Genomic DNA, 13,155 nt, shown 5'->3' with positions numbered 1-13,155 from the left:
GCGCGCGACCTCCTTGCAGGGCGCGCGTCTTTTTTGAAATTCAGATTTTATCTGGCACGCCGAATCTAGCAGGAACCCCATCATGGATGCGTTTGAACTCCCCGACACTCTGGCTCAGGCTCTTCAGCGTCGCGCCTTGCACACGCCGGATCGGCTGGCGCTGCGTTTTCTCACCGATGAGAAAGACCAGGGCCTGGTGTTGACCTACCGTGATCTGGACCTGCGCGCGCGGACCATCGCTGCTGCGCTGCAACGTCAGGCTGTGCCGGGGGATCGGGCAATTCTGCTGTTCCATAGCGGGCCCGACTATGTTGCGGCGTTCTTCGGCTGCCTGTATGCCGGGGTCATTGCCGTGCCGGCTTATCCGCCGGAATCCAATCGTCGCCATCACCAGGAGCGACTGCTGTCGATCATCGCCGATGCCGAGCCGCGTCTGCTGCTGACCGGCTCCGATTTGCAGCCTGCCTTGCTGCAGATGGACGAGCTGGCCGCCGCCGATGCGCCGCCACTGCTCTGTGTCGATACGCTGCCTGCTGCCCCGGCACAAGACTGGCAGGGCCCACAACTGCAGGCCGACGACATTGCGTTCCTGCAATACACCTCTGGCTCGACCGCACTACCGAAGGGCGTGCAGGTCACGCATGGCAATCTGGTCGCCAACGAGTCATTGATCCGCCACGGCTTCGGCATCGACGTCAATCCGGACGACGTGATTGTCAGCTGGCTGCCGCTCTACCACGACATGGGCCTGATCGGCGGCTTGTTGCAGCCGATTTTCAGCGGTGTCCCGTGCATCCTGATGGCCCCCGCGTACTTCCTCGCCCGGCCGTTGCGCTGGCTGGAAGCCATCAGTGAATACGGCGGCACCATCAGCGGCGGGCCTGACTTCGCCTACCAGCTGTGCAGCGCACGGGTCAGCGATTCGGCGCTGGAGCGTCTGGACCTGAGTCGCTGGCGCGTGGCGTATTCGGGCTCCGAGCCGATTCGCGAAGACAGCCTGAGAGCATTTGCCGAAAAATTCGCCAGTTGCGGCTTCACGCCTGACAGCTTCATGGCGTCCTACGGTCTGGCCGAAGCGACGTTGTATGTGGCCGGGGGCAAGCGCGGCAAGGGTATCCCATCGCTGCGCCTGGATGCGCAGGCGCTGGCGCGCAATGTCGTAGAACCGGGCGACGGTATGCCGGTCATGAGCTGCGGCACGGGCCAGCCAGGGCATGGCGTGCTGATCGCCGACCCGGTCAGCCTGCAGGTGCTCGGCGAGAATCAGGTTGGCGAAGTCTGGGCCAGCGGGCCGAGCATCGCCCATGGTTACTGGCGCAACCCGGAAGCCACCGCCAAGGCGTTCGTGCAGCACGCCGGGCAGACCTGGCTGCGTACCGGCGACCTGGGTTTTCAGCGTCACGGCGAGCTGTACATCACTGGCCGCCTGAAGGACATGTTGATTGTTCGTGGCCACAACCTGTACCCACAGGACATCGAAAAGCTCATCGAGCGTGACGTAGATGTCGTGCGCAAAGGCCGGGTGGCGGCGTTTGCCGTCACTCAGGACGGTAGCGAAGGCATCGGCATTGCTGCTGAAATAAGTCGCAGCGTGCAGAAAATCCTCACGCCGGACGCGTTGATCAAGGTTATCCGGCAGACCGTGGCCGAGGCGTTTCAGGAAGCGCCGAGTGTCGTGGTACTGCTCAATCCGGGCGCGCTGCCCAAGACCTCCAGCGGCAAATTGCAGCGCTCGGCCTGCCGCACGCGTCTGGCCGACGGCAGCCTGGACAGCTACGCGGTGTTTCCTTCGAGCGATGCCACTCTTTCAGGCTGTGCCCCAAGCAGCGGCTCGGACCTGCAAGCGCAGATCGCCACAGTCTGGTGCGAGCAGTTGCAGTGTGAACAGGTCAACGCCGACGACCATTTCTTCCTGCTGGGCGGCAATTCGATTATCGCGACCCAGGTCGTGGCCCGCCTGCGCGAAACGCTGGGGATTGACCTGAGCCTGCGACTGCTCTTTGAAGCGCCGACGCTGGCGGCCTTCGCGGCACAGGTCGAAACGCTGCAGACCGCCGCATCGCAGGGCGACAGCCAGACGCAGAGCGCCATCGCGCGATTGCCCGGCAATGAGCATCTGCCACAGTCCATGGCCCAAAACCGCCTTTGGTTCCTCTGGCAGCTCGACCCGCACAGCAGCGCCTACAACATTCCCGGTGGGCTTCACCTGCGCGGTGAACTGGTTAGCACTGCATTGCGCACCAGTTTCCAACGCCTGATCGAGCGTCATGAATCGCTGCGCACGCGCTTCTACGAACAGAACGGCGTGGCCCTGCAACGTATCGATGCGCCGAGTGAATTTCACCTGGACACCCTCGATATCAGCGATCTGCCCAGCGACGAGCGTCAGGCACGGGCCGTGGCAATTCGCGAACAGCAGGCGCGCTTGCCGTTCGATCTGCAACACGGCCCGTTGCTGCGCGTCACGTTGCTGCAACTGGACGAAGAAGAGCATCAATTGCTGGTCACGCTGCACCATATCATTGCCGATGGCTGGTCGCTGAATGTGCTGATCGACGAGTTCTCGCGCCTCTATGCCTCGGCTGTTCAGGGCCAGACGCTGGAGCTGGCACCGTTGCCGCTGCGTTACGCCGATTACGGCCAATGGCAGCGCGAATGGCTGGCGAACGGCGAGGCCGAGCGCCAGCTGGCTTACTGGCAGCAGCAACTGGGTGATGAACAGCCAGTTCTGACGTTGAGCACCGACCATCCGCGTTCGGCCCGCCAGCAGCACAGCGCTTCGCGCTACAGCCTGCGCTTGACTGCCGAACTGAGCACCGCCGTGCGCAACACCGCGCAAGCCTGGCAATCGACGTCGTTCATGTTCCTGCTGGCAGGGTTCCAGACCCTGTTGCATCGTTACAGCGGGCAAGCCGACATTCGCATCGGTGTGCCCGGCGCCAATCGGCCACGCCATGAAACCCAGGGCCTGATCGGCTTCTTCATCAACACCCTGGTGCTGCGCGCAGAGCTGGACCCGCGTCTGCCATTCTCGACCCTGCTGGCCCAGACCCTGCAGGCGGCGCTTGAAGCCCAGGCCCATCAGGACGTGCCGTTCGAGCAACTGGTCGAAGCGTTTCCGCAGGCGCGCGAGCACGGTCTGTTTCAAGTCATGTTCAACCACCAGCAACGCGACCTCGGCGCTCTGCGTCGTTTGCCTGGGCTGCTGGCCGAAGAGCTGCCGTGGCACAGCCGCGAGGCCAAGTTCGATCTGCAACTGCACAGTGAGGAGGACCGCAATGGTCGCCTGACGCTGTCCTTCGATTACGCCGACGAACTGTTCGAGCACGACACTATCGTGGCCATGGCTCAGCACTATGTGCGCCTGCTGACGCAGGTCAGCCAGCAGGCCCAGCTCGCGCTGGGTGACGTGCAACTGCTCAGCGCCGAGGAGCAGGAGCAACAGGCGCAATGGAGCGCCGCGCCTTGCGCACCGGCCACGTTGTGGTTGCCGGAACGGCTGGACCGCCAGGCGCGACAGACACCGGAACGTATCGCACTGGTGTGGGAGGGCGGCAGCCTAGACTTCGCCAGCCTGCACGCTCAGGCCAACCGCCTGGCGCATTACCTGCGCGACAAGGGCGTTGGTCCGGACATCAAGGTGGCGATCGCCGCCGAGCGTTCGCCGCAGCTGTTGATCGGGCTGCTGGCGATCCTCAAGGCAGGCGGGGCTTACGTGCCGCTGGACCCGGACTATCCGATGGATCGACTCGCCTACATGCTGCAAGACAGCGGGGTCGAACTGCTGTTGACCCAGAGCCATCTGCTGGGCGACCTGCCGAGCGCCGAAGGCGTGTGCACCGTCGCGATGGACACGCTGCACCTGGACAACTGGCCGGTCAGTGCGCCGCGTCTGAACCTGCACGGCGACAACCTGGCGTACGTGATTTACACCTCCGGCTCGACCGGTCAGCCCAAAGGCGTCGGCAACACTCACGCGGCCCTGGCCGAGCGCCTGCAATGGATGCAGGACACCTACGCACTGGATGAAAGCGACGTGCTGATGCAGAAGGCACCGATCAGTTTCGACGTCTCGGTGTGGGAGTGCTTCTGGCCGCTGGTCACCGGCTGCCGCTTGTTGCTGGCAGGCCCTGGCGAACACCGCGATCCGCAGCGCATCGCGCAGCTGATCAACGCGTATTCGGTGACCACGCTGCACTTCGTGCCGCCGCTGCTGCAACTGTTCATCGATGAGCCGCTGGCGCAGCAGTGCAGCAGCCTGCGTCGGCTGTTTTCCGGCGGCGAAACGTTGCCCGGCGAGCTGCGCAACCGGGTGCTCGAGCAACTGCCCGGCGTACAGCTGCACAACCGCTATGGCCCGACTGAAACCGCGATCAACGTCACCCACTGGCAGTGCCGGATCAGCGACGGCCTGCGCTCGCCGATCGGCCGGCCATTGGGCAATGTGCTGTGCCGGGTGCTGGACAGCGAACTGAATCCGCTGCCACGCGGGGTGGCCGGGGAGCTGTGCATCGGCGGCATCGGTCTGGCGCGTGGCTATCTGGGACGTCCCGGGCTGACCGCCGAGCGCTTCATCGCCGATCCGCTGGGGCAAGCGGGTGAGCGCCTGTATCGTACCGGTGACCTGGTGCGCTGGGCCGCCGATGGCGTGCTGGAATACCTTGGCCGTCTGGATCAGCAGGTCAAACTGCGCGGTTTCCGCGTCGAACCACAAGAGATCGAAGCGCGTTTGCTGGCCCAGCCAGGCGTAGGCCAGGCAGCCGTCCTGCTGCGCGAAACCGTTGCCGGGCCGCAACTGATCGGTTACTACACCGCCGAAGCGGGGCAGAACGTCGAGGCCGAGCGGATCAAGTCGGCACTGGCCCTGGAACTGCCGGATTACATGGTTCCGGCGCAGCTGGTGCGCCTCGACAGCATGCCCCTGAGCCCGAGCGGCAAGCTGGATCGTCGCGCCTTGCCCGAGCCGCAATGGCAGACCCGCGAGCACGTCGAGCCGCAGACGGATCTGCAAAAACAGATCGCCGCTGTCTGGCGACAGGTGCTGGGCGTGCCGCGTGTCGGCCTGCGCGATGATTTCTTCGAGCTGGGCGGGCATTCGTTGCTGGCCACGCAAATCATTTCCCGCGTGCGTCAGGCGTGCGACATCGACCTGCCGTTACGGACGCTGTTCGAAGCCAGCGAACTGGGCGCGTTTGCCGAACAGGTTGAGGCCATTCAGCAGTCCGGCGCACGCAGCAGCCTGCAACCGATTGCCCGTGTCGACCGCAGCCAGCCGGTGCCGTTGTCCTACTCCCAGCAGCGCATGTGGTTCCTCTGGCAGATGGAACCGGACAGCCCGGCCTACAACGTCGGCGGCATGGCGCGCCTGAAAGGCGTGCTGAACATCGAGTGCTTCGAGGCAGCGCTGCAAGCTTTGATCCTGCGCCACGAAACCCTGCGCACCACGTTCCCGAGCGTCAACGGCGTAGCGTGCCAGCAGGTCAGCGAGCAGTCCGGCCTGCGCGTGCAATGGCAGGACTACTCGGCATTGCCCGCCGAGCTTCGTCAGCAGCGCATTCAGGCACTGGCCGACAGTGAGGCGCACCAGCCTTTCGATCTGGAAACCGGACCGTTGTTGCGCGCGTGTCTGGCCAAGGCGAGCGACCTTGAGCATTACTTCGTCCTGACCCTGCACCACATCGTCACCGAAGGCTGGGCGATGGACATTTTCGCCCGCGAACTGGGGCAGCTTTACGAAGCCTTCCTCGAAGGACGACCATCGCCGCTGGAACCGCTGGCGGTGCACTATCTGGATTACAGCGTCTGGCAGCGGCAGTGGATGGAAGCTGGCGAACGCCAGCGCCAGCTCGATTACTGGACCGCGCAGTTGGGCAGCGAGCATCCATTGCTGGAGCTGCCTGCGGACCGGCCGCGGCCGCCGGTGCAAAGCCATCAGGGCGAACTGTATCGCTTTGACCTGAACGCCGACCTGGCCGCGAAAGTTCGTGCATTCAATGCGCGCAACGGCCTGACCCTGTTCATGACCATGACCGCCACCCTGGCGGTATTGCTCTACCGCTACAGCGGCCAGAACGACTTGCGCATCGGCGCGCCGGTGGCCAACCGCATTCGTCCGGAAAGCGAAGGGCTGATCGGCGCGTTCCTCAATACCCAGGTGTTGCGCGTGCAGCTTGACGGGCAGATGAGCGTCGCCCAGCTGTTCGAACAGGTTCGCCACACGGTGATCGAAGGCCAGTCGCATCAGGACCTGCCGTTCGATCATCTGGTCGAAGCCCTGCAACCGCCACGCAGCGCAGCCTACAACCCGCTGTTTCAGGTGATGTGCAACGTGCAGCGCTGGGAGTTCCAGCAAAGCCGCGAACTGGCGGGCATGACTGTCGAGTACCTGGTCAACGATGCGCGAGCCACCAAGTTCGACCTCAATCTGGAAGTCACCGAACTGGACCACCGTCTGGGTTGCTGCCTGACCTACAGCACCGATCTGTTCGACGAACCGCGCATCGCACAGATGGCCGAACACTGGCTGAACCTGTTGCAGGCGCTGCTCGCTGATCCACAACAGCGTTTGAGTGAATTGCCGCTGTTGCAGGACACAGAGCGTCAGCAACTGCTCGACAGCCTCGGCGTCGAAGCGGGTGAGCAGCGGCTCGACCAGTGCATTCACAGCCTGTTCTCCGAACAGGCACAACGGCGTGCAGACGCGCCGGCGCTGACGTTCGCCGGGCAAACTCTCAGCTACGCCGAGCTGGACGCCAAGGCCAACCAACTGGCCTGGATGCTCCGCGAGCGCGGCGTCGGCCCGCAGGTTCGCGTCGGTCTGGCGCTGCCGCGCTCGCTGGACATGGTCGTCGGCCTGCTGGCGATCCTCAAGGCCGGTGGCGCTTACGTGCCGCTCGACCCGGAATACCCGCTGGAACGCCTGCACTACATGATCGAAGACAGCGGCGTCGGGCTGCTGCTGAGCGATCGTGCCCTGTTTACCGCGTTGGGCGAGTTGCCTGCCGGTGTTGCCCGCTGGTGCCTGGAAGACGATCAGCCGCTGCTGGAGTCTTTTTCGTCCGATGAACTGCCGTTTATCAGCCTGCCGCAGCATCAGGCGTACCTGATTTACACCTCCGGCTCGACCGGCAAACCCAAGGGCGTGGTGGTGTCCCATGGTGAAATCGCCATGCATTGCCAGGCGGTGATCCGACGCTTCGACATGCGCCCTGACGACTGCGAGCTGCATTTCTATTCGATCAATTTCGACGCCGCCACCGAGCGTCTGCTGGTGCCCTTGCTCAGTGGTGCGCGAGTGGTACTGCGTGCTCAGGGGCAGTGGGACGCCGAAGAAATCTGCACGCTGATTCGTCAGCAGCAGGTCAATATTCTCGGCTTCACGCCCAGTTACGGCAGCCAGTTGGCGCAGTGGCTGGCGACCCAGGGCCAGACCCTGCCGGTGCGCATGTGCATCACCGGCGGCGAAGCGCTGACCGGCGAACACCTGCAACGCATCCGTGCGGTGTTCCAGCCCGAGCTGTTATTCAATGCCTACGGCCCGACCGAAACCGTGGTCATGCCGCTGGCCAGCCTGGCCCCGCAGCAACTGGAGGACGGTGAAGCCAGCGTGCCGATCGGACGCGTGGTCGGTGCACGGGTGGCGTACATTCTCGACGCCGATCTGGCGCTGGTGCCCCAGGGCGCGAGCGGCGAGCTGTACATCGGCGGAGCGGGCCTGGCGCAGGGCTATCACCAGCGCCCCGGCATGACTGCCGAACGCTTCGTGGCCGATCCATTCGTCAGCAACGGCGGGCGTCTGTACCGTACCGGCGATCTGGTGCGCCAGCGCGCCGACGGTTTGGTGGAATACCTGGGGCGTATTGACCATCAGGTGAAGATTCGCGGCTTCCGCATCGAACTGGGGGAGATCGAGACCCGTCTGCTGGAGCACGCAGCAATCCGCGAAGCCATCGTGCTGGCGCTGGACACGCCGTCAGGCAAGCAACTGGCAGGCTATCTGGTCAGCGATGTGGCCGGGCATGGCGACGAGCAGCAGACGCAATTGCGTGAAGCGCTCAAGTCGCACCTCAAGGCGCAACTGCCGGACTACATGGTGCCGACCCACCTGATTCTGCTCGACAGCATGCCACTGACCGCCAACGGCAAACTCGACCGCCGTGCCTTGCCTGCACCAGACCCGGAGCTCAATCGTCAACACTACGTAGCGCCCGCCAGTGAGCTGGAGCAACAGTTGGCGGCAATCTGGTGTGCGGTGCTGAACGTGGAAAAAGTCGGCCTCAACGATAACTTCTTTGAGCTGGGCGGCGACTCGATCCTGTCGATTCAGGTGGTCAGCCGGGCGCGTCAGCTGGGTATTCATTTCAGCCCGCGTGATTTGTTCCAGCACCAGACCGTGCAGACCCTGGCCGCCGTGGCCACCACTCGCGAGCTGATTCAGGCCGAGCAGGGCCAGCTTGACGGTGCTTCCAGCCTGACGCCGATTCAACACTGGTTCTTCGACACGCCGATCCCCGAGCGTCGGCACTGGAATCAGTCGTTGCTGCTGGAGCCGCTCAGCGCGCTGGACCCGAACGTCCTTGAGCAGGCGTTGCGTGCGCTACTCGAACAACACGATGCCCTGCGCCTGAGTTTCACCGAGCATGAGGGTACGTGGCAGGCAGAACACCGCGCAGTGTCCGCCGACACCACCCTGTTGATTCAGGCGCAAGTCAGCGACATGGCCGAATGCGCAGCCTTGTACGCTGACACCCAGCGCAGTCTCGACCTGCAAGACGGTCCGCTGCTGCGCGCCTTGCTGGTCGACGGTCCGCAGGGTCAGCAACGGTTGCTGATGGTCATTCATCACCTGGTAGTCGACGGCGTGTCGTGGCGTGTGCTGCTCGACGATCTGCAAACTGCTTATCGTCAATTAAGCGAATCCGCGCCGGTGCGCTTTGCGGCGAAGACCAGCGCCTTCCGCGACTGGGCCGCACGTCTGCAGGCCTATGCAGGCAATGAATCGTTACGTGAAGAACTGCACCTGTGGCAGCGCCAGCTGGGCGGTCCTGCGACGAGTCTGCCGTGCCATAACCCGCAGGGCGGTCGGCAGAATCGTCATGCGCAGACGGTCAGCGTGCGCCTGGATGCCGAACGTACCCGGCAACTGCTGCAACAGGCGCCGAGTGCCTACCGAACCCAGGTCAACGACCTGCTGCTGACCGCGCTGGCACAGGTGGTCTGCCGCTGGAGCGGGCAGCCGTCGACCCTGATCCAGCTTGAAGGTCACGGCCGTGAAAACCTGTTCGATGACATCGACCTGACCCGGACGGTGGGCTGGTTCACCAGCGCCTATCCGCTGCGCCTGACGCCCGCGCCGGCTGTCGACGCGGCACCGGGCGATTCGATCAAGGCAATCAAGGAGCAACTGCGCCAGGTGCCGCACAAGGGGCTGGGCTATGGCGTGCTGCGCTACCTGGCCGACAGTGTCAGCAAGGCCGCCATGCAGGCATTGCCGGTGGCGCCGATCACCTTTAACTACCTCGGCCAGTTCGATCAGAGCTTCGCTGACGACGCGCTGTTCCGTCCGCTGCAAGAGTCGCCAGGCGCGGCCCACGATCCACAGGCGCCGCTGTCTAACGAACTGAGCATCGACAGTCAGGTGTACGGGGGTGAACTGCTGCTGCGCTGGACTTTCAGTGCCGAGCGCTATGAACCCGCTGCCATCGAAGTACTGGCGCAGGATTACCTGGCTTGCCTGCAGGCGCTGATCGCCCATTGCCTGGCCGATGGCAGCGGCGGCCTGACGCCGTCGGACTTCCCGCTGGCTGCTCTGGATCAGGCGCAACTGGACGCGTTGCCGGTTCCGCCAAGCCACATCGACGACGTCTACCCACTGACCCCGATGCAGGAGGGCATGCTGCTGCACACTTTGCTGGAGCCGGGAACCGGACTGTATTACATGCAGGACCGCTACCGCATCGACAGCGCCCTGGACCCGCAGCGTTTCGCCCAGGCCTGGCAAGCGGTCATCGCCCGTCACGAAGCGTTGCGTGCCTCGTTCTGCTGGAACATCGGCGAAACCATGCTGCAGGTCATTCACAAGCCGGGCAGCACGCCAATTGATTACCTGGACTGGCGTGAGGTGCCGGCGGAGCAGCAGGAGCCGCGCTTGCAGGTTCTGCTCAAGTCCGAGCGCGAGGCCGGTTTCGAACTGCTCGATCAACCGCCGTTCCACCTGCGCCTGATCCGCGTCGACGAGGCGCGCTACTGGTTCATGATGAGCAACCACCACATCCTGATCGATGCCTGGTGCCGCTCGCTGCTGATGAACGACTTCTTCGACATCTACACCGCGCTAGGCGAAGGTCGTGATGCGCAACTGGCCCCCGCACCGCGCTATCGCGACTACATCGGCTGGTTGCAACGCCGAGGCCTGACGCAGGCACGTGACTGGTGGCGAGACAACCTGCGCGGCTTCGAGCGGCCCACGCCGATCCCCAGCGACCGGCCGTTCCTGCGTGAACATGCCGGCGACAGCGGTGGCATGGTGGTGGGCGACTGCTACACCCGTCTCGATGAACGCGACGGTGCGCAACTGCGCGAACTGGCGCAGCAGCATCAACTGACCGTCAACACCTTCGCCCAGGCGGCCTGGGCGCTGACCCTGCGGCGCATGAGCGGTGATCGCGACGTGGTGTTCGGCGTGACTGTGGCCGGGCGGCCGGTGGAACTGCCGCAGATGCAGCGCACGGTCGGGCTGTTCATCAACACCATCGCCTTGCGTGTCGGCATGCCGGCTGACGATCAACGTTGCAGCGTTCGCCAGTGGCTCAGCCAGTTGCTGGACAGCAACATGCAGCTGCGCGAGTACGAATACCTGCCGCTGGTGACCATTCAGGAAAACAGCGAGCTGCCCAAGGGCCAGCCGCTGTTCGACAGCCTGTTCGTGTTCGAGAACGCGCCGGTCGAGGTCTCGGTGCTGGACCGTGCGCAAAGCCTGAATGCCACCTCGGATTCCGGTCGCACCCACACCAACTACCCGCTGACCGCAGTCTGCTATCCGGGCGATGACCTGGGCCTGCACCTGTCCTACGACCAGCGCTATTTCGACGAATCCACCGTGCAGAGCATGCTCAGTGAGTTCAAGCGCCTGCTGCTGGCGCTGGTCGAAGGCTTTCATGGCGACATGGCCGAATTGGCGCTGGTCAGTGAGCAGGAGCGCGCTTTCCTGATCGACGGCTGCAATCAGAGCGACCACGCTTACCCGCTGGATAAAAGCTATGTCGAACTGTTCGAAGCGCAGGTCGCGGCGCATCCGGAGCGCATTGCGGTCAGTTGCCTGGAACGTCAGCTCAGCTATGCCGCGCTGAATATCGCCAGCAACCGTCTGGGCCATGCCTTGATCGAGGCCGGTGTCGGTTTCGATCTGCCGGTTGCCGTGCTCGCCGAGCGTGGCCTTGAACTGTTGGGCATGATCATCGGCAGCTTCAAGGCCGGTGCCGGTTACCTGCCGCTGGACCCGACGCTGCCGAACTCGCGGCTGAGCGGCATCATCGACCAGAGCGCCACGCCGCTGCTGGTGTGCAGTGCTGAGTGCCTGGAACAGGGCAGGGCGTTACTTGATGCGCTGCCTGAGTCGAGCCGACCGCAGTTGCGGGTCTGGGAAAACGTGCAGCAGAGCGATTCCGCGCAGCACAACCCTGGTCGCTACAGCGCGCCGGACAACCTCGCTTATGTGATCTTCACCTCAGGCTCCACCGGGCTGCCGAAGGGTGTGATGGTCGAGCAGCGCGGCATGCTCAATAACCAGTTGAGCAAGGTGCCTTACCTGAGCCTGAGCGACCGCGATGTGATCGCCCAGACCGCCTCGCAGAGTTTCGACATTTCGGTCTGGCAGTTCCTCGCCGCGCCGCTGTTTGGCGCTCGGGTAGATATCGTGCCGAACGACATCGCCCGCGACCCGCAGGCCCTTTTGGCGCATGTTCAGGCGCAGCGCATCAGCGTGCTGGAAAGCGTGCCGTCGCTGATCACCGGCCTGCTCGCCGAACCGCAGGCAGCGCTCGACAGCCTGCGCTGGATGCTGCCGACCGGTGAAGCCATGCCGCCGGAGCTGGCCAGCCAGTGGCTGCAATGTTACCCGCAGATCGGCCTGGTGAATGCCTATGGTCCGGCTGAGTGTTCCGACGATGTGGCGTTCTTCCGGGTCGATGTGCAGTCCACTCGCAGCGCTTATCTGCCGATCGGTTCGCCGACCGACAACAATCGTCTGTACTTGCTCGACGATGCGCTGGACCTCGTGCCGCTGGGTGCCGTCGGTGAGCTGTGCGTAGCCGGGGACGGTGTCGGTCGCGGCTATGTTGCTGATCCGCTGCGCACCGTGCCGGTGTTCGTGCCGCATCCGTTCGGTGCGCCGGGCGAACGTCTGTACCGCACCGGTGACCTGGCGCGGCGGCGCAAGGACGGCGTGCTGGAGTACGTCGGCCGGGTCGATCATCAGGTGAAGATTCGTGGCTATCGCATCGAGCTGGGTGAAATCGAAACCCGTCTGCTGGAGCATCCGGCCATCCGTGAGTCAGTGGTGCTGGACGTCGACGGCCCATTGGGTAAGGTGCTGGCGGCCTACCTGGTGCCGCGTTCCGCGACGCAGGATCACGAGGCTCTGCGTGACGAGGTGAAAAGCCACCTCAAGTCCAGCCTGCCGGACTACATGGTGCCGACGCATCTGGTGTTGCTGGAGGCCATGCCGCTGACCCCGAACGGCAAGCTGGACCGCAAGGCCCTGCCAGCGCCCGACGTCAGCCTGGCGCAGCAGGATTATCTGGCGCCACAGACCGAAATGGAGCAGCAGCTGGCGACGATCTGGGCCGATGTGCTCAAGGTCGAGCGCGTGGGCATTACCGACAACTTCTTCGAGCTGGGCGGGCACTCGCTGCTCGCCACTCAGGTGGTGACCCGTGCGCAGAAGCGCTTGCAGCGTAACGTCCCGTTACGGGCAATGTTCGAGTTCAACACCGTTCAGGCGTTGGCGCAGCACCTGGAAAGCCTTGGCGGAACACAGGTCGACGAGCAGAAATTCGACCGTCTGGCGGACTTGATGGCGGAACTGGAAGGGCTCTGATCAGCCTCTCGTCGGGGCGCCGGGGCTGCGGATAAAAAACTCGTTACCGGGTGTAAATC

The 13,155-nt window shown here is 64.0% G+C and carries 1 protein-coding gene; it reads left to right on the top strand.

Features of this window, described 5'->3' with window-relative positions; translation table 11 throughout:
• The first annotated feature begins 82 nt into the window (after positions 1-82).
• On the top strand, positions 83-13,096 hold the full coding sequence (locus JOE34_RS21965) for a non-ribosomal peptide synthetase (protein ID WP_245227053.1): 13,014 nt from the start codon (positions 83-85) through the stop codon (positions 13,094-13,096).
• Positions 13,097-13,155 lie beyond the last annotated feature (59 nt).

Origin of the sequence: Pseudomonas sp. PvP028, assembly GCF_017832255.1 — a bacterium.
Lineage (GTDB): Bacteria > Pseudomonadota > Gammaproteobacteria > Pseudomonadales > Pseudomonadaceae > Aquipseudomonas > Aquipseudomonas syringae.
This window is presented reverse-complemented; position numbering and strand designations above follow the sequence as displayed.

Excerpts from the sequence above, each read along its gene's own strand:
- JOE34_RS21965 (WP_245227053.1), top strand. The coding sequence starts at position 83 with ATGGATGCGTTTGAACTCCCCGACACTCTGGCTCAGGCTCTTCAGCGT.